Origin of the sequence: Shewanella sp. SM32 (genome assembly GCF_025654235.1) — a bacterium.
GTDB lineage: Bacteria > Pseudomonadota > Gammaproteobacteria > Enterobacterales > Shewanellaceae > Shewanella > Shewanella oncorhynchi.
The window spans coordinates 42,742-63,812 of the sequence record NZ_JAKKRO010000019.1; the positions used below are offsets into that span (position 1 = coordinate 42,742).

The window sequence follows — 21,071 nt, forward strand, 5'->3', positions numbered from 1 at the left end:
TCCGCTCTAATTCTGTCGACGATGAATCGTTAGTCTAGCGTCTTTGCATATTGACTTGAGTAAACGCGCTTATGCATCAGCGGTATTTGGATGGTTAAACGCCTCGAACCACAGATCAAATTCAGCCGTTTTTAAGGGTTTCGAAAACACATAACCTTGAATGATATCGCAATCAAGATTACGCAATATCTCAACACCTTCTTGTTCTTCAACGCCTTCGGCTACTACGGTAAAACCTAAGCCGTGGATCAATTTAATACTCGTATCGACTATCATCACATCTTGGCTATCCGTGAGCATGTCTTTGATAAAGCTGCGATCAATTTTCACTTCATTAACGGGTAAAATTTTCAAATAAGCTAATGATGAATGACCTGTGCCAAAATCATCAATGGCAACAGACACGCCCATGTCACGGAATCGCTGTAATACACTCACCACTGTCTGTGCATCTTTCATCACGGCGCCTTCAGTGACTTCGATACAGAGTGCACCGCTTGGCAGATTATTATCTTTCAGTAAAATGGCGATTTGATTTGGTAAGCGAGTATCGACTAAATCATGGGCCGACAGGTTAATAGCCAGTTTTAGCACTATACCCCGCCGCTGCCATGTCACTAATTGCTGGATAGCCTGCTTCAATACCCACTGGCTAACAATATCAATGTTGCCTGAATTTTCAGCCAGTTGGATAAATTCATCGGGCGGAATAAACCCTAGCGTAGGATGTTGCCAGCGGATCAATGCTTCGGCGCCAGTGCACTGGTTTAGGCGTAAATCCACTTTAGGTTGGAACACTAAATACAATTGGTTTTGCGCTAAACCTATAGGCAAATCACGGATAATCGTCAGCTCACGCTGGTATTTCTCATCGGCGCCTTGACGATAACTGACGATGCGTTGCTCTTCGAGACAGGCTTGATTGAGGGCAATTTCGGCGCGGCGCACCAATACATCGATATCAGCACCATTACCATCGATTTCAAGTAATCCCGCACGCACGGTAAGAGAAATATTTGAGCCTTGGATTGGAAAGGGAGACTCCAGCATATCCAATGACTTCAGTAAATGTTCGGGGCGAATACCTTGACTATACAGAAGTAAAAATGAGTCACCGTCTAAACGCGCCAGTAAATCCGGTGTCGGTGCTAATTGCTCTAGGCGACGAGCAAAAAGCAGTAATAAAGTATCGGCGTTGGCAAAACCAATAATATCGTTGATATGGCGGAAATGTTTAATATCTAACAACACCATAGCACCGGATAATTTATCGTTAAGATCCGCCAAATGCTGTTTTGCGGCAAAACGATTGAGTAAACCTGTCAAGCTATCGTGGCGAGATTGGTAGACTAAATCCTTTTCCCGCGCTTCAATATCATCGCGCATTAAGGACAAACTCTTGGCCAACACCCTCAGCTCTGCTGGCGCACCTTGAATATTGGCAGGCTGCTTACCTTGACCGATTTTGCGGGCATAATTCACTAGTTGATGCACGGGTTCAGTCAAACTGCCCGACAACCAAATCGCAATCGCAATCGCCAGTGCTAAGGTCAAAGCAAAAATCAGCAGCATATTATTGCGTAGTTGCTGATAACTTTGCTGCCACTTGAGGTTTGATTGATGTAGTAGCGCTAATTGGCTGCCGTTATGATCATAAAGTTTGATCGCCATGGATAGATAATCCACGGGAATGTTCTCACTGGGCATTTTCAGTAGGCTGGGGAATAGGCTCGCCTGCTCTACCACACTGCGTTTTTCATCGTCGGATAAAGTTGACGCGATTTCGGTACGACCCGTGGCTTGATTGACAAAGCTGACATCGATACCGGTAATGGCTTTAGCTTGTTGGGCGACTTTCTCATCCAATAGGAACCCCATTCCGACCCAAGCAATCAAGGTCGGCGCCTTCACCGGCTGCAGCACAAACTGATAGCTAGCATGATCAAAATTAAGGATAGCTAACGCATTATGATTGCTGGTGGTCATATTAAATAAGGATTGAATATCATCCTGAGTGAGTCCGGGCAAACTCGAGGTCAAGAGATCCCCTTTAGGTGATAGCAATACAGCGGCGTCGGCACCAATACGAGAGCCGTGATTAGATAACACTGATTCAATGGTTTCTTGCTCACCAGTAGCAATCGCGCGCTTAAAACCAAAATCGGCACTGAGTACGGACAAACTTTGACTAAGCTGAATACCGCGATTCGATAACACTTCGAGAAACACATTCGCGCCAATATCGAGGCTTTTCTGTTGCTGTAAAAAGTTATCTTTTTCGGTCGCTGTCAACACAGAAAATGCCGTGGCAAATTGCACTAACGTCAGCACAATAAAGAAAACTAAAATCAGCCGAGCGCGAAAACTATTTAGCATGTAATGGCTTACCTTCAGAATCGTAGTGACCAAATCCCGACGGCGGAGCCGATGGTTTAGCTTGACGCTCAATGTCTAAGGACAGACTGAGTTGATTAGGACCATTAGCAATCAGTAAATCCGTTGGCTCTGATGCCGCCTTCTGCCATGGATGCCAGCGCTTAACTTTATATTGACCGGCGGTAAGTCCCTTAAACTGGATCTCACCTTTTTCGTCCGTCACAGCGACAATAGGGCTATCTGCCACATAGATAAATGCCTGCATATAATCGTGAATATTACAGCCAAGCGCGACCAAACCGGGTTTATCGAACTGAATCGGCGCTTCGGCCTGACCCACATACAATTTAAGTTCGAAAGGTTTAGCTTCTGAAAAAGAATACACATGGTGGCGAGTACGATCTAAGTTGGGAAAATCCACCTTTGCACCTTTAGGCACCGCCAGCACAAAGGGGATAAAGGTTCGATTTTTTTGCGACATTTCATAATGCTCGACAGGTATTGCATTATCGGGCATCACTGCAGGGATTAGCTCCACAACAGCATCGGCAATGGCCTGTTGTTGCAGATCTACTACATTAATATTGAGTTCAGCAGCCATGACTTGAGGCGTGAAATAGATCAAAACGCAAAGTACTAACGCATATAAAACGCGATATAGGATCATCCGTTACCTCGGGCATAGTGATGCAAGGCCAACAAGTACCTTAGCTGAGTTCTGCGTAAAAAAACGATCTAGATTCATCTAGCATTGTACGTTACTAATATATTGAATAATCATCAAATTATATAGAAAAGTCGTAAAACAGTAACCATTCTACTCATTCTGTGATAATGACGCGCTCAAGTGGCAATAAGTTATAAGCTAACAGAATGGTCTGGTAATAGTTATTCATTGTTTCTTATTGATGATCCAGAAAATACCAACGATATTCCTCATTTCTGGTTTTAGTTTTAACCTAGTGAGCAATACCATCACTAAGCATCAATTGACCTAATGTTATTTAACCCCAGCTAAAGATAGTCAAATCTAATCGCTCTCGCCGTGAATAAACAAAAAAGGCCTACTCAATGTAGACCTTTCATGTATTTTTCAACTAGAAAACAAGCTTAACCGACTGTTATCTCTTTATGCTCATCGGCTTTTTTACCGCCTCTCTTTGCTAAGGCATAGTAAAACAGCGGCGTTAGGATAAGACCAAATACAGTCACCCCAATCATACCAGCGAATACTGCCACGCCCATGGCTTGGCGCATCTCGGCGCCCGCGCCAGTGGAGAACACCATAGGTACCACTCCCATGATAAAGGCGATAGATGTCATCAAGATAGGACGTAAACGTAATCTTGCTGCCTCTAATATCGCCTCCATAGGTGCCATACCATGGTCTTGTTTCTCCTTTGCAAACTCGACAATCAAGATAGCGTTTTTAGTCGCCAGCCCCACCAGCACTATCAGGCCAATTTGGGTGAAGATATTATTATCGCCACCGTAAATCAGCACACCACTGAGGGCTGAAAGTAAGGTCATTGGGATGATTAAGATAATCGCCAATGGCAAGCTTAAGCTCTCGTACTGGGCGGCTAGCACCATAAACACTAAGATGATCACCAGCGGGAAAACCAAAAGACCCGTATTGCCCGCGAGAATTTGCTGATAGGTCAGCTCGGTCCACTCATAAGTCATACCATTAGGTAAGGTTTCAGCCAAAATTTTCTCAATCGCCGCCTGCGCTTGGCCGGTACTCACACCAGCTGCTGGACCACCGTTGATTTCAGCGGTCGTGAAACCGTTATAGTGCATCACTCTGTCTGGGCCTGAACTTTGGCTGACGTTGATGAACGAACCTAGCGGGATCATGTCACCATTCAGATTCGGCACCTTTAGCTGACTTATCTGCTGCGGACTTTGACGGAACGCCTCGTCGGCTTGCATATTCACCTGATAGGTTCGACCGAAACGATTGAAGTCGTTGACATAGGTCGAGCCCATATAGGTTTGTAATGTCTGGAAAATTTGATCGAGCGACACTGCCTGCTGTTTCGCTTTAGTCCGATCGATATCCAGTTCAAGTTGTGGCACGTTCACTTGATAGCTAGAGAAAACGCCAGCTAACTGAGGATCGGCCCACGCCTTGTACATCACTTGTTGGGTCACCTGATACAAGGCCTCATAACCAAGGTTGGCTCTGTCTTGAATTTGCAGACGGAACCCTCCTATGGTACCGAGGCCTTGCACAGGTGGCGGCGGGAAGATGGCAATAAACGCGTCTTGAATAGCAGCAAATTGCTGATTCAATTGTCCTGCAATGGCATTCGCCGACAGTTCAGGACTGGTACGCGAGTCAAAATCATCGAGCGCAACAAACACCACGCCTGAGTTAGGACTATTGGTAAAACCGTTGATGCTAAGGCCAGGGAAGGCAATCGAGTGCGCTACTCCGGGGTGATTTAGCGCAATCTCAGACATCTTCTTGATCACACTATCCGTACGTTCAAGGGATGCCGCATCGGGCAACTGGGCAAAGGCCACTAAATACTGTTTATCTTGGCCGGGCACATAACCCGTTGGTGTATTGGCAAATTGCACTCCCGTTAACGCCACCATGCCTAAATACACTAGGCCGATAATGCCGCCAAAACGGATCACCTTACGCACTAACCAGCCATAACCATCGGATGCACGGTTAAATAAGCGATTAAAAGGCACAAATAACCAAGCACCAAACAACTTATCCATTAGACGGGTTAAGCCGTCCTTAGGTGCATCATGGCTCTTGAGTAACAGCGCCGATAATGCCGGACTCAAAGTGAGTGAGTTAATCGCCGAGATAAAGGTCGAGATAGTAATAGTCAAGGCAAACTGTTTATAGAACTGCCCGGTTAAACCGCTCATAAAGGCCGTTGGAATAAACACCGCCGCCAGCACTAAGGTGGTTGCCACAATCGGGCCAGTCACTTCCTTCATCGCCTTTTGCGTTGCCTCTACTGGGCTTAATCCTGCAGCAATATTACGCTCGACGTTTTCGACCACGACGATGGCATCGTCAACCACGATACCAATAGCGAGCACCAGCCCAAATAGCGACAAGGCGTTTAACGAGAAACCGAGCAGATGCATAAAGGCAAAGGTACCGACCAAAGACACAGGCACGGCCACCAGCGGAATAATCGATGCGCGCCAAGTTTGCAGGAATAGCACCACCACTAACACCACCAGCAACACGGCCTCGAGCAGGGTTTTTACCACAGCTTCAATCGAGCCACGCACGAACACTGTTGGGTCGTAAACGATTTCGTATTCGAGTCCTTCAGGGAATCCTTTAGACAGCTCTGCCATTTTGGCGCGTACATCATCGGAAATCTGAATCGCGTTAGAGCCCGATGCTTGGAATACAGGAATAGCGACCGCGTCCTTATTATCGAGTAAAGAGCGCAGCGCATAACTCGTTGCACCCAACTCGATGCGGGCAACATCTTTTAGTCGGATCACCTCAGCATTCTGACCAACTTTGATAATGATATCTTCAAATTCAGACAGTTCAGTTAAACGACCTTTAACGTTAATCAAAAGTTGAAAGTCAGCACTGCCACTGGGCTGCGCGCCTAAACTGCCCGCTGCTGCCTGTTGGTTTTGCTCACGTACGGCGGCAATAATGTCCGCTGGCGATAAACCCAGCGCCGAGACTTTATTGGGATCAAGCCAAATTCGCAGGCTGTATTCGCCGGCGCCAAACAAACGTACCGCGCCCACACCGTTAATCCGTGCGAGCTCGTCTTTGACGTTTAGCGCCGCATAGTTAGACAAATACAGCATGTCGTAACGGTTATCCGGCGATAACAAATGCACCACCATGGTGAGATCCGGCGATGATTTTTCAGTAACAATACCTAAGCGTTGTACTTCCTGCGGCAGACGGGGCATAGCCCTATCCACTCGGCTCTGCACTTGGGTTTGAGCCTTATCCACATCCGTGCCAATCGCAAAGGTGATGGTCAAGGTCATGCGTCCATCGGACGTCGCCTGCGATGACATATACAACATGTCTTCGACGCCGTTAATTTCCTGCTCCAGCGGCGAAGCCACAGTTTCGGCAATCACTTTAGGGTTAGCGCCAGGATAGTTAGCGGTGACCACTACGGTTGGCGGTACCACCTCGGGATATTCGGTAATAGGCAACTGCCAAACGGCAATCGCCCCAGTGATAAAAAACAGCAATGACAGTACGGCTGCAAATATCGGTCTTTTAATGAAAAATTGCGACAACATAGTGTGTTATTCCTTAACCGCGGCTCGCCGTTTCGACCGCTTGCGCCGTCAAATGCTCTTGGTTTTTATCGAGTATTAACTGGGCTTGGCGTAGCGCCTCGAGCTTGTCGCTGTCGACCATGTCCACTATGTTTGGCTCAATTTGCATCTTAGGACGTACGCGTTGCATACCGTTGACGACGATCTTGTCATCGGCCATCAAGCCTTGGGTCACGATGCGCAGTCCTTGGACTTTTTCGCCTAAGGTCACGCCGCGATATTCGACCGTGCCATCATGACCGACGACCAGCACAAACTTATTATTGAGATCTGTGCCAACCGCTTTATCGTCAATCAAGATCCCCTCATAGGCGCCACTGCCCGCAGTACGAAGACGCGCAAACAAGCCTGGCAATAGGTTATTGTCTTCATTGTTAAAAGTCGCACGAACTCGAATAGTACCCGTCTGCTTATCCATCGCATTATCCACAAAGTCGACCATGCCAATATGGTGATAATCGCGCTCATTGGCTAAAGCCATGTAAACAGGATTATCGCCAGCACGGGGATCGTTACGTTTGTTCTGCGCAGTTAACTTCACGTATTTAAGGTAGGTTTGCTCGTCCACATCAAAATAGGCATACATGCTGGCGGTAGAGACTAAGCTGGTCAGCACACTCTGCCCTGCGGTGACATAGTTACCCGCAGTGACGTTAGCGTAGGATACGCGGCCATCAATCGGCGCTTGCACTTGGGTATAAGCTAAATCAAGCTCGGCGCGCATGAGTGCCGCTTTCACCGAAGCGACGGCCGCCGCAGTCTGACGTTTGTTCGACTCACGGGTATCGAGTAACTCGGCCGAGACCGCCTTTTGGTCAAATAATTTATGTGCCCGTTCAAAGTCATTAGTGGCCAGTTGCTCTGCAGAGAGTGCGCTAGCAAGATCTGCTTTTAACCGGGCCACTTCCACTTCAAACACGCTTGGATCGATGCGAAATAACACCTCGCCTTTTTTCACTAAGGCGCCTTCTTTAAAATTTACTGAGTCGATATAACCCGACACCCGCGGGATAAGGGTGACACTTTCTGGCGCCTGTAAACGACCGGTAAACTCATCCCATTCGGTGACTCGCTCATGCAATACCTGAGCGACATCCACCTTAGGCGCACTCGGTGCAGGTCCCTGCTGCGCTGTTTGCTCACCACAAGCTGAAAGGACGAAAGCAGCCACAGCCGTTAACATCATTATTCGTAAAGGTTTGTTACTCATCATATTACTATCCTCAAAGTGGCGGGCATTTCACGCTGTTCGAACCACACACATGCAGTTGTGTTACAAACCAAACCAATTAAATACCGACTGGTAAAAAATATTATGTACTGGACGGTAATATATAGCGTAAAATGATGCTGTCAACAAATTTATGTACCGAACGGTATTTAATTAAAAGTGTGCACTTACCCTAGGCAGGCAATGCGTCCAGAGGCAAAAGGCTACGAGTTTGAACTGCAAAGCATTTTGATGAATATTGAAGCAAACACTGACTAACGCAGATAACATGCTGAACTTAGGTGACACCTTGAATGACTAAGTAGACATATCCCCCTAAGTCCGTCATCGGTGGCAAGTGTGGCTGGACAGGGACTAAACCCATGTCTATCCTAGGGGCAATTGAGAATTGAGGAGCCTAATGATGTCAACCGTCACCCAGACGCCCTGTGTTGGTCGCCCACGAGCTTTTGACACTGACGATGCATTAGCAAAAGCCTTAGAAGTCTTCTGGCTCAAAGGTTTTGAAGGTACATCGTTAACCGATCTCACCCAAGCTATGGGCATTAATAAACCTAGCCTTTATGCCGCTTTCGGTAATAAAGAACAGTTATTTCTCAAAGCGATAGAATTGTATGAACAGCGCCCCTGTGCGTTTTTCTACCCGGCACTGGAACAAAAAACCGCCTATCAGGTTATCGAGTCAATGCTACTAGGTGCGGCAAGCTCTTTGGTGGATAAAAGCCATCCACAGGGATGTTTGATTGTTCAAGGGGCACTCACCTGTAGTGAAGCAGGGCAAGCGATTAAAGACACTTTGATTAATCGTCGCCGTGACGGTGAAATAGCCCTGTGCGAACGCCTGCAACGCGCCAAAGATGAAGGTGATTTGCCCGCTGACGCCGATCCCTTGCTGCTTGCCCGTTATATAGGCACTGTATTACAAGGTATGGCCGTACAAGCGACCAGTGGAATTTGCCCGAATGAACTGCGCAAAGTGGCCGAGCTAGTGCTGGCTAACTTTCCGCGTAATGATGAATCCTGATTCACAAATCCTGATCTACAAAAACTAAACCCCAGTAGAGTACTCACTTAACTGGGGTTTTATTTATGCTTTGCTTTATTTCTGTCCAACCATTTATTTCTGTCCAACTAAGAGTTCTCTAAACAGTTGTCTGAGTCGTTTCAATAATGGCAGGCTACTTTTATCTTGATGCTGGATCACATCGACGTTTGCATACCAGCCTATCTGCTCAAATTCTATGGGGACGCGAGTTAAATTACCCGATAAAACTGAACTGGACGCCATGTGCTCGGGCAACAGACACCAACCATGGCCCTGTAATGCGAGCTCCAATAACACGTAATAGTTATCGGCATACCAAACATCAGGACTGAACGCCTGCTGAAAACTACTGGTTTTAGTATTCCGTGAGCGGATGAGTAATTGTCGATACAGTCGCAATGAGTCCATGTTCGGTGCAACTGATTTTGCTAAGGGATGCGAACTCGCCACATAAAGATCGAATTGAATCACCCCAACACTCTCAAAATCTATACTACTTGGCATAGATAATTCACTAAAAATCAATCCTGTAGATGCTCTTCCCGAATGCACCATGTCGATAATATCTATGCTTGAGGCACTGAGAAACTCGAGTTCAATATTAGGGAAATCACCTTCTAACAACCGAATAATTTCAGATATTCTCTGTATCGGAATGCCTTCATCCATCGCAAGGCACACTTCTGAAGATTGACTACTGAAGAGCGATAAGGCGGTATATTTGAGCCTACGATGTTGAAGAATCGTCGCTCTTGCGTAGGGCAGTAATTTACTACCTTCGGCCGTTAATACCGGATAACGACCCGAACGGTCAAATAACTCAACCCCACAGTCAATTTCAAGATTCATCACATGCTGGCTAATCACGGATTGTGCTTTCTTAAGTTGCCTTGCAGCATTTGAAAATGAACCAGATTCTACGGTTTCCATAAAGGCTTCGAGTTGTTCGAGACTAAACATATCGCTTTTACCGATACTACCTAACTATAACTTATCCCCATACTAGATAAAATTATGGCCATAGTCACATTAAATGAATGGGAAATAGCCATGAAAACGACAGAACGTATCTTTAACGCCTTACTCTTTGAAGCGATTGCACTCGCTATTATTATCCCCGTTTCTGCCCTTATATCAGGCAAAGGAACCAGTGAACTTGTCATAGTTGGTATCGCTTTGAGTCTTTATACCGTGGTATGGAACTACTTCTACAACCTAGGATTCGACAGGGTATTTGGCGCAAATCGAGAGCAACGCACTTTAAAAACCCGAATACTGCATACCTTTGGATTTGAAGGGGGACTTATTTTCATTAGCATACCGACCATCGCCTGGTTTTTACAAATAGGCTGGTTGGCAGCCATGGGCTTAGAAGCGGTTTTTTTGCTCTTTTTCTTCTTCTACAGCACCCTATTCCATTGGTGCTATGACAAGTATCAGCCCTATAAGACTTGGTTTACTATGCAAGCCACTAAGGTCAAATAGCGCAGCTAAGATCAACACACATCACCATCAAACGAACCTCACTAAACAATTTAGCGATTCGTTTGATGGCAACATTGAAACTTATCCATTTCAATTTCTTCTACTTATACCAATCACATTAAATATCTAATCAGTTCAGAGCCTCACAGGCATCTCAATCCAAGGCGCATTGACGCAGAAATGGTTATTCCCTTTTAAGTCAATGCAACACGGGAGTGGGATGCCTGTGAGGCTCCCGAAGGGCGGGTTTTAACGCGCTTTATACTGCGTTCAAGGCTTTCGACAGAGCACCACTATGCCTTCAAGCCTTCGCCTTGTCTAAAGCGCGTTGAACTCCCGCTGAATGAACAGATATTTAGTACGATTGGTATTAGCAAGAAAGCTAAGCCAGTTCATGTGTTACCCAGCGTAAAATTCCCCTTAAACACAGTACATAAAAATAATAAACCCGCACACAGTAAACTGAGGTTGTTAAAATATCCTATTAACATCACAAAAGGACTAACTATCAGTAATTAATATTCAAATCATTAGTCTAGATATAATTCTTTATGCTATAAAAGCCATATATTAAGCGGGGAGATGGAAGCAAAATGCGTGCAGGGAACAGAATGAGGCTCAGGATGCAGCAGGCATTAAATTTGCCGTCAGCATTGATACTTAGCATCGTTTTATTGCTCGTATCCATTATTTGCAACATGGCACTCGCTAAAGAAAGCAATGCAATACCAGCAGAATCGCAACCTCAAGCCATAACCTTAGCCGCAGAAGACAGTTGGCCACCTTTCGCCAATCAGTTTGGTCAAGGTATTTCCCATCGTTTAATCCAAGCCGCATTTAAACAGTCGCATATTGAAGTGAATAGCTTAGTTGTGCCCTACTCCCGCGCCTTAATGATGGCGGAAAAAGGTGCAGTTGATGGGGTGTTTAACGTCACCCGCGAGAACAGTACTGAGCAACGCTTCATCTTTGGAAACACCCCATTATTTATCGCCACGGCTTCTTTTTATCAAAAGAAACAAAAACCTATTCTTGCAGACAATAAATGGGCGCTACCTAAAGGCACCGTTATCGGCGTGATTAAAAGCTATGAATATGGCGATGAATTTCCCAAATTAGTTAAACAGCAACAGCTCAATATCGTCACCGTCGCCAACCAACAACAGCTGATCAATTTATTATTGATTGGTCGCATAGATGCCGCCTTGATGTTCGACTTAGTCGCCAAGGAAAACCTGAAAAAAATGGGGGTAGATGATGAGATTATTCCTGCATTTGCTAACCACAGCAGCGATATTTTTTTGGCCTTCTCGAAAGGAAATCCGCAAGCACAAACCTTAGCAAGCCAACTCGACGCTGGCTTATCACAGCTAAAAGCCACAGGCCAATACGACAAACTGCTCTTAGTCGCTGACTAATCGCCTATTACTACGAGCGAATGATAGATTACCGCTGCGAGCGAATGATCTCTTGATTCACCCAATATAACAGCTGCTTAATAGCCTTCGACAGGATCTGATTCTGGCGCACAATATAACCTAAACTCGTTGTAGGGAATTGCGGTAGAGGAGTGACTTTAGTGGTGAGATTCGCCTTAGTGTAAACCGAAAACTCCGGTACGATAGCCACACCAAATCCCGCCTCAGCCCAATCGATTTGCGCGTCAACACTACCGACTTCCATTATTCTGTAATTCGATAAGTTCAGCGACGGCAATGCGGGATCGAGCAATTCGCGGGTTCGCGTATCGTGTCCTAATAAAATCAACGTCGGTTGCTCGGCTAAGGGCGTATCCACAGAGGGTTTTGCCTGCTGCCATTGCTGTAAATTATCTCCGATTGCACACCATTTAATCTGTTGTAGCTCAGTAAAATGCAGTGGCTGACTTTCCTTCTGCGCAATCACAAACCCTAAATCTGCCTCGGCATTTTTCACCAATTCAGAGGCTTGTGATGAGGTTGTGTTGAGCAGTGAGAAATCTATTCCCGGAAACTCCGCCTTAAAAAGCTGAAACGGCTGGATCAACAATAACCGCGAGATAATGTCGCTGGCGGCAATGGTCAAGGTGCCTTGGCTAAGGTCATTAATCGCATTGAGATCCGCCTGACAAATTTGCAGCTCCATTAACGTCTTCTGACTGCTCTCTAACAGGCGAAATCCCGCTTGCGTTAATCGAAAGGGATTACGGTCAATCAACTTGACTCGAGTGCTTTGCTCTAACTGCTTAATATGCAAGCTAACATTGGGCTGCGTCATGTGCAGCGCTGTGGCCGCTTTCCCAAAATGCTTGTATTCAGCTAAAGTCACGAAGGTCTTTAACCAATGGATATCGAGCATAACGTCACCTTTTGCAAAGTATTAGAGTTAATGATAGCCAATGATATATGAAATTCTTATTGGGATGATAACCATAATTAATTTCTCTTATTTAAATGACGGGTCTAGCATAGCGTCTTAATCAATGAGGAGATGTTGTTATGCCGTCGATCGTGGTTGTGGGTGCAAATTGGGGTGATGAAGGCAAAGGCCGCATCGTAGATTATTTAGCCGCGGATGCCGCTGCCAGTATTCGCTTTCAAGGTGGTAACAACGCTGGCCATACCGTCGTCAACGACTATGGCACCTTTAAATTACACCAATTACCGAGTGGCATTTTCAACCCTAACTGCGTTGCAGTTTTAGGCCCTGGCATGGTGATCAGCCCTGAAAAACTCAGTGTAGAAATTGCTGAAGTGCAAGCGGCTGGCATTGAAGTCAAATTATGCATTTCTGACCGTGCTACCCTGTGCTTACCTCTACATGCATTAGAAGATACCTTAGAAGAACAACGTCTTGGCGACCTCGCCTATGGTTCAACCCGTCAAGGGATTGCGCCAGCCTATGGCGATCGCGTGATGAAAAAAGGCATTTTAGTCGGTTGGTTAAACCAACCTGAAGTGCTGCAAGAGCGCATTCAATTTATGCTCGACTGGAAATTGCCACAGTTAAAAGCACTTTATCCAAGTTGCGATTTTAATCAAACCGCCGCCGAAATGACCGCATGGTTATTAGAAGTGACGGCACCTTGGCGTCCGTTTATTTGTAATGTGACTGGGCCATTAAAAGCATTACAAAAACAAGATGCGAGCTTACTGTTTGAAGCGCAATTAGGTGCTGGCCGCGACTTAGTCTACGGCGAATATCCTTATACCACATCTTCAAACGTGACTGCTGCTTACGCGGGTATCGGCAGCGGTTTACCAGCTCTGCGTCCAGAGCGCGTAATTGCTGTCGCGAAAGCCTTTAGCTCATCAGTCGGCACAGGCACGTTAGTGACCGCAATGGAAGAGCAAGACGCCTTCCGCGAAAATGCCAACGAGTTTGGTGCAACGACAGGCCGTCCACGTGACATGGGATATTTTGATGCTGTTGCCACCCGTAATGGTGTTGAGCTACAAGCAGCAACCGAAATTGCCCTGACTAAGATTGATTGTCTTTCTGGCATGAAAGATCTGAAAATCTGTGTTGCCTATGCTGGTGAACACACTGAGAACCCAATTTGGCCACAAACTGCTGCGTTAAGCCCAGTGTATGAGCAAATGCCAAGCTGGAGCGAAGATATTACTGGTTGTCGCACCTTCGAAAGCCTACCAGTCGCCGCACAACAATATGTTGAACGTATTGAAGAGTTAATGGGTGTACGCGTTAGCATGGTTTCTGTTGGACCAGAGCGCGATCAAATGATCATCCGCTAGTAAACAACATTTACCCTACAAAAAAGCCATATTCGCCTCGGTGAATATGGCTTTTTACTTTGATATGGCTTGTCATTGAAGAATCACTCAAGACGTTGATAGCGATGACTCGAATACCCCATATTCAAATATCGCCACTAAATGAAATGGCATTACTCTTCGAATACGTATTTATCTATCATACCGACCATACGACCAATTTCTGGTTTAGTAATGGTATCGTTAGCACCTAATGCCATCGCCTTTGCGCGGTTATCTTCACTCATTAAAGAGGAAAACATCACAATTGGCATTTGTCGATACGCCTTGGATTCTCTTAAGCGTTTCACCAAATGCATGCCATCCATGCGAGGCATCTCAACATCCGTAATAATGGCGCTGACAAAATCAGAGATCGAAGCATTATCTTGGTCAGCAAGATTCTCAAATTCCATTAGCATTTCAAGGGCATCACCACCATCTTTGGCTGTGATAATGTTGTAACCTGCGCTGCGAAGGGTATTTTCGATCATCTTACGAATAAAAGCGGAATCATCGACAATTAAAATCGTTTTCGCTTCACGTTTCGCCAGCATTTTATCATTGATCAGTACACTTCTATCGAGCGTGACATCGTACTTATCCATACTCAGTTCAGGATTGATATCGGCAATAATCTTCTCAAAATCCAATATCATAATGAGCATGCCATCACGGCGCACTACGGCAACGACACAATCATTTTCACCCGCTTCTAAAAATTGACTCGGCGATTCAACTTGCTCCCACGACACTCTATGGATGCTACGAACACTATCGATTAAGAACCCATTAATCATCTTATTAAAATCAGTCACTATGACCACTTTGTGGGTTAAATCCTCAGGTGTCGATATTCCGAGCCAACCGGCTAGATCGACCAAAGGGATCAACTTTTCTCGCAGCGAGAACACCCCAACCATGTGCCGCTGGGCATTGGGATAATCTGACGTTTCTGGCACCCTAATGACTTCTCTCACTTTGGCGACATTAATACCGTAATGGCACACCTTATGGCCACCGTTAGGAAGTGTCTTATGTAGATGAAACTCAATAATTTCGAGTTCATTTGTGCCACTCTCTGTCAATATTTCTGATTTTTTAATTTCGCTCATATAAAGCTCTCAACCTAGCAAATCAACGTAAGAAAGGGATTGCAGTTATCAGTATAGGAAGGGATTAATGAATTAGGCACGATAGTGTGATTTTACTGCCTGATTAGCGTGATATTTTTGGGTAACAAGCATTTTATCTATAAGCAGAAAAACGTCACATAATCGAATCTAATGACTATTTCAGTCGTCACATTGTCAATCATGTCCAGATTAAGCATCGCCGTTGCCGACCTAAAGTAGTCTGCACATTTCCCTTAACAGCGCTTTTGCCTCTCCGCATTAGAGGTTTTGTTTTAAGAGATAAGCCGCTAAACTATCGCGCAATAAAACTATCAAGAATAGCCGTACCCCATGCCGCAATTTAGCCCGACCTTTTCTTTCCCAGTGCAAATCTACTATGAAGATACTGATTTTTCTGGCGTGGTGTATCACCCCAACTTTTTAAAATACTTCGAGCGAGCCCGTGAGCATGTGATTGGTGCTGAGCGTTTAAGTGTATTATGGCAACAAAACCAACTGGGTTTTGCTGTGTATCGTAGCGATATGCTATGCCATGAGGGGGTGGAATTTGCCGATATTATCGATGTTCGCACTAAGTTTTACTTTGAGAGTAAGTACCGCACTGTGTGGCAGCAGGAGATTTGGCGTCCACAGGGTAAAAAGCCTGCGGTCACGGCAACCATTGAAATGGTGTGTATGAATCAAGCCCGTCAATTAGCGCCTATGCCGGCAGAGTTAATCGCCATATTAAGTCTTGGTTTCACATCAAGCGAATAAAGCTAATACTCTTACATACAAGTACACGCGCGATTTCCTGAGCTTATTTCGACATAAGCAAAGGCAACAAAAATCACTCAAAGAAGTACAACTCAAATAACGATAACTGGACAGTATTAAGGCTCGACTGCAAGCCTTAGTACTCTTGATTTAACGAGCATTTGATTTGACGAGCATTTGATTTAACGAGCGCTTACTTTAATGAGCACAAGGTTTAGATTGTATTATGTAGTTGGGCCCAGTTCATTTCGAGTTCGGCGGCACTCATGGGCTTCGCGTAATACATACCTTGTATAGTATCAACCCCCATAGCCACTAACCTATCTCTAATCTCAAGCGTTTCAATTCCTTCAACAGTTACCTCATAACCGAGTTTTTTGGCAATATTAATACTGGCTTCGAGGATGTATTCCGACGGTTTATCCTGCTCTAGATCCTTTAAAAAGGCTTTATCGATTTTGACTTCATTAACGGGTAAATGCTTTAAATAAGCTAAGGAAGAATGACCCGTACCAAAATCATCAATTGCAAGTCTAACCCCTAAAGCACGTATCTTTCCTAACGTCTCAACCGCCTTAGTTAAATCCGCCATTAAAGTGCTTTCAGTAATTTCGATCATCAAGGATTCGGGTGGGAGCTGGTAATAGGCTAATCTTGCAGCAATTTCTTGGGGTAAGGTTTCACTGTCAAGGTCCCGTGTCGACAGGTTAACTGCAACACACAATTGTATCCCCGCCGCACGCCATTTTGCCTGCTGTGCTAAAACCTGATCGAGTGCCCATTGGCTGACTAAATCAATCATGCCAGCATATTCAGCTAAGGGAATAAATTCTCCCGGAGAAATAATGCCGAGTTCGTCATGCTCCCAACGCATCAAGGCTTCAACCTGAAAACATCGACCCGTGGCAATATCCTGTTTCGCTTGATACACCATATATACTTGATTACGTTGCAAACCTTTAGGCAAACTATCGATAATTTTCAGTTCCCTTAACTGACGAATATCATCATTTTGGGCATAGTATGCAATCGCGCTACGAGAATGGCGGGCTTTCTTCAGCGCCAAATCGACTCGACGTAGCATCTGACTCGTGTCGGCGTGGTGTTCTTGTAAATGCAGACAACCGATTTGAAGCTTAACGCTGACTGGCGTGTTCTTAATGTTAAAAGGCACTTGCAACCGCCCTCTTAAGTGGACTAATCGCTCCTCAGTCAACGCTTGCTCGTAATACAAACAAAATTCATCACCATTGAGGCGTGCGATTAATCTCGGGGATAAACTTAAGCTGTTTAAGCGTTCGGCAAATTGCTTCAGCAGGATATCGCCAAATACAAAACCAAAGAGATCATTCACATAGCGAAATCGATAAATATCAATTAGCACTAATGTCCCTTGAGTCAGCGGCATCATGCCAGTAAGAGTACGTTTCAAGCCGACACGATTAATAAGTCCTGTTAGCTTATCCTTACCCACACTTGCCGGTAACGCCTTTAATAATTCATTTAAAGTATGGTAGAGAGGAGCAAACGCTTGGGGGACGATGCCAATGTCTAAAGCTTGGCGTTCAACCTTTTGCAGTTCTAGCTGGGTACAAAGCTGTTCTAAAAAATTTTGCTGCGACCGTAAAGATCTGTATTTTGACTGCAGGATATACAATGAAAATATCAATAAAGCGAGAGAAGCGACAACTAACCCGATTACGAACATACCTTGGCCTCTGCCATACCACGTAAGCTTTTTCTCAAATGACACGATAAAAGATATCAGCGCCATTTGAATTCCATTTAGGCCTAACGATTATTGGTAACTTTCTCTAATTGAATGGAATTTTTCCATAAACTCATCACTGGCTAAATCATCGGTCGTCACAGGTAATCCACGGGCGACAAACACACCGAGACGTTGCTCTAGTTCAGTGCCCGCTCGCAATTCACCGGTATAAAAGGCCGCTGCACGAATAAAGTCGAGATAGGTGACATGATCGGGTAGATAAGGTAAATCAGCCCAACGCTCAACCACTTCCATCACTTCGGTAGAAAAATCCCAACTCTTTAACACAGCACGACCTAATGGCCCCTGCATTTTACGTACGAGTGCGCGTAATTGATCAATGCTAGTGAATAAATGGGGATGCGCCTCCGCTTCTGTTAATACAGGTAAGGCGCCAATGTTATGCACGAGTCCAGCTAAGGTTAAGGTATCAAAATTTAACCGACTGGTTGAATGGCGCTTATTGTACATCTGCAGCATGGCACAAGACGCAGCGGTTACATCGATTGAGGTACGCCACACTTCGTCCATGACTTCCCACACCATTTCATTGGTGGAAATGAACAATTGCTCCATCGCCACCGAAGTGGCAATGCTTTTAATCTGGATTAACCCAATACGAGAAACCGCACTGTTGATACTTTCAGCTGGCACGCCTCGGCTATATAGCGCGCTGTTGGCGACCTTAATAATACGCGCAGAAATCGCGGCATCTTGGCCGATCACTTCTGCCACTTGTTTAAGGCTCGCATCGGAGCGTCCAACCACTTCTTGCACCCGCATCGCCACTTCAGGCAAGGTCGGTAGTACTAAGGCATCGTCTTTTAGTTTTTTTAATAAACTGACTAACAGTAGATGTTCGGTAGACATCTTAACTCCCATCAATCTGTAAACATCAACATTGGATTGTTGGAGTATATCAGTTGGCTGTCATTAGATGCGTAGAAAAAACAGCAGACGTTAATAATTTGTATGATTGCGTTATCAATTTTGCCTTACTTATCTGTCTTGATCATCGACCTCAATCATCACTCAAGTTGAAATACTCCGCTCCAGTTGATCTAAGCCAAACTCACTATATTCGTAAAATGTGAAGTACTGCTAAAGTTAACTAAGGCAATTTGCATACCCCTACTTTCATTGTGTAAAATGCCGCCCCCGCGCACCGCGTCATTTATTAACCCATTTGAGAGTGATTATGTTTAAACCTGAGCTGCTGTCTCCAGCTGGAACCTTAAAGAACATGCGCTACGCCTTTGCCTATGGCGCAGATGCCGTGTATGCCGGTCAGCCAAGATATAGTCTAAGGGTACGTAACAATGACTTTAAAATGGAAAACCTTGCCACTGGGATTGAAGAAGCCCATGCACTCGGTAAAAAGCTGTATGTGGTGAGCAATATCGCGCCCCACAATGCCAAGCTAAAAACCTATATCAAGGACATGGAACCCGTAGTGGCGATGAAGCCTGACGCACTGATCATGTCCGATCCAGGTTTAATCATGATGGTGCGTGAAGCGTTTCCTGATCAAGTGGTGCATTTATCCGTGCAAGCGAATGCCATCAACTGGGCCTCGGTAAAGTTTTGGCAAACCCAAGGCATCAAACGCGTGATCCTGTCACGCGAATTGTCCTTAGATGAAATCGAAGAAATTCGTCAGCGCTGCCCCGATATCGAGCTTGAAGTGTTTGTGCATGGCGCCCTGTGTATGGCGTATTCAGGCCGTTGTTTACTCTCGGGTTATATCAACAAACGCGATCCTAACCAAGGCACCTGCACTAATGCTTGTCGCTGGAAATACGATGTACACGAAGCGCAGCAAAATGACAGCGGTGACATCATTGCCATGCCAAATGCGGTGCAAATTGAAACGCCAACGACCTTAGGCGCAGGCGCTCCCACAGATCAAATTTACCTACTACAGGAAGCCAATCGCCCCGGCGAATACATGCCCGCCTTCGAAGATGAGCACGGCACTTATATCATGAACTCTAAAGACTTACGGGCCATTCAGCACGTTGAGCGCCTGACTAAAATGGGCATAGACTCACTCAAAATTGAAGGCCGCACTAAGTCCTTCTATTACGTTGCCCGTACCGCACAACTGTATCGCCGCGCGATTGAAGATGCTTCATCGGGTAAAGATTTCGACCGCAGTCTAATGAATCAATTAGAAGGCCTAGCCCACCGTGGTTATACCGAAGGCTTTTTACGTCGCCATGTGCATGATGAATACCAAAATTATGACTATGGCTACTCAGTTAGTGACACCCAACAATTTGTAGGTGAACTGACGGGCAAACGTAATCTTGCAGGATTGGCCGAAATTGAAGTAAAAAACAAGTTCTCCGTTGGCGACAGTGTTGAACTGATGACACCGCAAGGCAATATCAGTTTGACGATTGAACAACTCGAAAATCGCAAAGCTGAAGCAGTTGAAGCCGGTTTAGGTTCTGGGCACACTGTGTATCTACCCGTGCCGAAAGAAGTCGATTTGAGCCACGGTATTTTGCTGCGTAACTTGCCCCAAGGTCAAGATACTCGCAACCCACATGAACTAGGTTAAGATCATGGCACTACTGATCGACGATAGCTGCATCAATTGCGACATGTGTGAACCTGAATGTCCTAATCAGGCCATCACTATGGGCGAAGAGATCTATGAAATCGATCCAGACCGTTGCACCGAATGTGTGGGTCACTACGACAAACCGACTTGCGTGTCTGTCTGCCCCATTGATTGCATCGACCCAGATCCAAACCGTGTCGAATCTAACGACGAATTGTTAGTGAAATTTGCCGTGTTAACGCAAAAAGCTTAATCACGTCACCTGACCGAGTGGCTATAATGCCTCTCGGTCAAATCTGCTCTAATACCTGCCATAACCTGCGCAAAACAATCCGCATAAAAAATCACAATAAAGATGCATTTAACGGTATGAGAAACCTTTAAATCGCTTAAATCCAAGCCTTTACTTCAGCATTAGTCAAAACACTACTTTAGACTGACTTCTTTTCAGCGGTGAATGTCAAAAAAGTAGCAGACTGAATTTATCGCTGCTTCACAGTTTGTGGTTCGGACAAAATGTCGCTTGATAAATCACCACTTTTACAAACTCGGTTGTTTTAATAGACTAATAGTTATTATTTTGACGCTTATTTGTACACCTCACTCTTTAGCTAAGTAAAAAGCCATCCACGGTCAAATTGT

16 protein-coding genes are annotated in these 21,071 nt (G+C 45.3%); 7 read left to right on the forward strand and 9 right to left on the reverse strand.

Features of this window, described 5'->3' with window-relative positions; translation table 11 throughout:
• Window positions 1-69: 69 nt before the first annotated feature.
• The 4 genes from L5M10_RS10055 to L5M10_RS10070 form a co-directional block, all read right to left on the reverse strand.
• A complete protein-coding gene (locus tag L5M10_RS10055; RefSeq protein ID WP_263255220.1) occupies window positions 70-2,376 on the reverse strand; it encodes an EAL domain-containing protein in 2,307 nt (768 codons plus the stop codon).
• Complete coding sequence (locus L5M10_RS10060) at window positions 2,366-3,043, reverse strand: methylamine utilization protein (protein WP_263255221.1); 678 nt, start codon at window positions 3,041-3,043, stop codon at window positions 2,366-2,368. Before L5M10_RS10060 ends, L5M10_RS10055 begins: the two co-directional genes overlap by 11 nt.
• A gap of 443 nt (window positions 3,044-3,486) precedes the next feature.
• Window positions 3,487-6,645, reverse strand: a complete 3,159-nt coding sequence (locus tag L5M10_RS10065; protein WP_263255223.1) for an efflux RND transporter permease subunit — start codon at window positions 6,643-6,645, stop codon at window positions 3,487-3,489.
• A gap of 13 nt (window positions 6,646-6,658) precedes the next feature.
• Window positions 6,659-7,897 carry an efflux RND transporter periplasmic adaptor subunit gene (locus L5M10_RS10070; RefSeq protein WP_263178742.1) on the reverse strand — a complete coding sequence of 413 codons (1,239 nt, stop codon included), beginning with the start codon at window positions 7,895-7,897 and terminating at the stop codon, window positions 6,659-6,661.
• 418 nt (window positions 7,898-8,315) lie between these two features.
• On the opposite strand from L5M10_RS10070, the gene L5M10_RS10075 reads away from it, so the two are divergent.
• On the forward strand, window positions 8,316-8,939 hold the full coding sequence (locus L5M10_RS10075; RefSeq protein WP_028761413.1) for a TetR/AcrR family transcriptional regulator: 624 nt from the start codon (window positions 8,316-8,318) through the stop codon (window positions 8,937-8,939).
• Window positions 8,940-9,032: 93 nt separating this feature from the next.
• Here L5M10_RS10075 and L5M10_RS10080 read toward each other — a convergent pair whose 3' ends face one another.
• Window positions 9,033-9,920: a LysR family transcriptional regulator gene (locus tag L5M10_RS10080; protein WP_263235828.1), complete on the reverse strand. Its 888-nt coding sequence runs from the start codon at window positions 9,918-9,920 to the stop codon at window positions 9,033-9,035.
• Window positions 9,921-10,010: 90 nt separating this feature from the next.
• Here L5M10_RS10080 and L5M10_RS10085 point away from each other — a divergent pair, with 90 nt between their 5' ends.
• On the forward strand, window positions 10,011-10,445 hold the full coding sequence (locus tag L5M10_RS10085) for a PACE efflux transporter (protein ID WP_263146943.1): 435 nt from the start codon (window positions 10,011-10,013) through the stop codon (window positions 10,443-10,445).
• Window positions 10,446-11,038: 593 nt separating this feature from the next.
• Window positions 11,039-11,863 carry a substrate-binding periplasmic protein gene (locus L5M10_RS10090; protein WP_263140160.1) on the forward strand — a complete coding sequence of 275 codons (825 nt, stop codon included), beginning with the start codon at window positions 11,039-11,041 and terminating at the stop codon, window positions 11,861-11,863.
• Window positions 11,864-11,891: 28 nt separating this feature from the next.
• Here L5M10_RS10090 and L5M10_RS10095 read toward each other — a convergent pair whose 3' ends face one another.
• Entirely contained in the window at window positions 11,892-12,782 is an 891-nt protein-coding gene (locus tag L5M10_RS10095; RefSeq protein WP_028761417.1) for a LysR family transcriptional regulator, read from the reverse strand.
• A gap of 140 nt (window positions 12,783-12,922) precedes the next feature.
• Here L5M10_RS10095 and L5M10_RS10100 point away from each other — a divergent pair, with 140 nt between their 5' ends.
• Window positions 12,923-14,179 (forward strand): adenylosuccinate synthase, encoded by a 1,257-nt coding sequence (locus L5M10_RS10100; RefSeq protein ID WP_263146941.1) that lies wholly within the window; start codon window positions 12,923-12,925, stop codon window positions 14,177-14,179.
• 152 nt (window positions 14,180-14,331) lie between these two features.
• Here L5M10_RS10100 and L5M10_RS10105 read toward each other — a convergent pair whose 3' ends face one another.
• Entirely contained in the window at window positions 14,332-15,312 is a 981-nt protein-coding gene (locus tag L5M10_RS10105) for a chemotaxis protein (RefSeq protein WP_028761419.1), read from the reverse strand.
• Window positions 15,313-15,663: 351 nt separating this feature from the next.
• On the opposite strand from L5M10_RS10105, the gene L5M10_RS10110 reads away from it, so the two are divergent.
• Entirely contained in the window at window positions 15,664-16,089 is a 426-nt protein-coding gene (locus tag L5M10_RS10110; RefSeq protein WP_263146938.1) for a thioesterase family protein, read from the forward strand.
• 214 nt (window positions 16,090-16,303) lie between these two features.
• On the opposite strand, the gene L5M10_RS10115 is transcribed toward L5M10_RS10110, so the two are convergent.
• Window positions 16,304-17,797 (reverse strand): putative bifunctional diguanylate cyclase/phosphodiesterase, encoded by a 1,494-nt coding sequence (locus L5M10_RS10115; RefSeq protein WP_263147021.1) that lies wholly within the window; start codon window positions 17,795-17,797, stop codon window positions 16,304-16,306.
• Window positions 17,798-17,887: 90 nt separating this feature from the next.
• Window positions 17,888-18,730: an HDOD domain-containing protein gene (locus tag L5M10_RS10120; protein ID WP_028761421.1), complete on the reverse strand. Its 843-nt coding sequence runs from the start codon at window positions 18,728-18,730 to the stop codon at window positions 17,888-17,890.
• 328 nt (window positions 18,731-19,058) lie between these two features.
• Between L5M10_RS10120 and yegQ the strand changes: the two genes are divergently transcribed.
• A complete protein-coding gene (yegQ, locus tag L5M10_RS10125; RefSeq protein ID WP_105251727.1) occupies window positions 19,059-20,426 on the forward strand; it encodes a tRNA 5-hydroxyuridine modification protein YegQ in 1,368 nt (455 codons plus the stop codon).
• A gap of 4 nt (window positions 20,427-20,430) precedes the next feature.
• Window positions 20,431-20,682 carry a YfhL family 4Fe-4S dicluster ferredoxin gene (locus L5M10_RS10130; RefSeq protein ID WP_006082676.1) on the forward strand — a complete coding sequence of 84 codons (252 nt, stop codon included), beginning with the start codon at window positions 20,431-20,433 and terminating at the stop codon, window positions 20,680-20,682.
• The last annotated feature ends 389 nt before the right edge of the window (window positions 20,683-21,071 follow it).

Excerpts from the sequence above, each read along its gene's own strand:
- L5M10_RS10055 (WP_263255220.1), bottom strand. The coding sequence starts at position 2,376 with ATGCTAAATAGTTTTCGCGCTCGGCTGATTTTAGTTTTCTTTATTGTG.
- L5M10_RS10080 (WP_263235828.1), bottom strand. The coding sequence starts at position 9,920 with ATGTTTAGTCTCGAACAACTCGAAGCCTTTATGGAAACCGTAGAATCT.
- L5M10_RS10075 (WP_028761413.1), top strand. The coding sequence starts at position 8,316 with ATGATGTCAACCGTCACCCAGACGCCCTGTGTTGGTCGCCCACGAGCT.
- L5M10_RS10120 (WP_028761421.1), bottom strand. The coding sequence starts at position 18,730 with ATGTCTACCGAACATCTACTGTTAGTCAGTTTATTAAAAAAACTAAAA.
- L5M10_RS10085 (WP_263146943.1), top strand. The coding sequence starts at position 10,011 with ATGAAAACGACAGAACGTATCTTTAACGCCTTACTCTTTGAAGCGATT.
- yegQ (WP_105251727.1), top strand. The coding sequence starts at position 19,059 with ATGTTTAAACCTGAGCTGCTGTCTCCAGCTGGAACCTTAAAGAACATG.
- L5M10_RS10130 (WP_006082676.1), top strand. The coding sequence starts at position 20,431 with ATGGCACTACTGATCGACGATAGCTGCATCAATTGCGACATGTGTGAA.
- L5M10_RS10065 (WP_263255223.1), bottom strand. The coding sequence starts at position 6,645 with ATGTTGTCGCAATTTTTCATTAAAAGACCGATATTTGCAGCCGTACTG.
- L5M10_RS10095 (WP_028761417.1), bottom strand. The coding sequence starts at position 12,782 with ATGCTCGATATCCATTGGTTAAAGACCTTCGTGACTTTAGCTGAATAC.
- L5M10_RS10110 (WP_263146938.1), top strand. The coding sequence starts at position 15,664 with ATGCCGCAATTTAGCCCGACCTTTTCTTTCCCAGTGCAAATCTACTAT.
- L5M10_RS10100 (WP_263146941.1), top strand. The coding sequence starts at position 12,923 with ATGCCGTCGATCGTGGTTGTGGGTGCAAATTGGGGTGATGAAGGCAAA.
- L5M10_RS10115 (WP_263147021.1), bottom strand. The coding sequence starts at position 17,797 with ATGTTCGTAATCGGGTTAGTTGTCGCTTCTCTCGCTTTATTGATATTT.
- L5M10_RS10090 (WP_263140160.1), top strand. The coding sequence starts at position 11,039 with ATGCGTGCAGGGAACAGAATGAGGCTCAGGATGCAGCAGGCATTAAAT.
- L5M10_RS10105 (WP_028761419.1), bottom strand. The coding sequence starts at position 15,312 with ATGAGCGAAATTAAAAAATCAGAAATATTGACAGAGAGTGGCACAAAT.
- L5M10_RS10060 (WP_263255221.1), bottom strand. The coding sequence starts at position 3,043 with ATGATCCTATATCGCGTTTTATATGCGTTAGTACTTTGCGTTTTGATC.
- L5M10_RS10070 (WP_263178742.1), bottom strand. The coding sequence starts at position 7,897 with ATGATGAGTAACAAACCTTTACGAATAATGATGTTAACGGCTGTGGCT.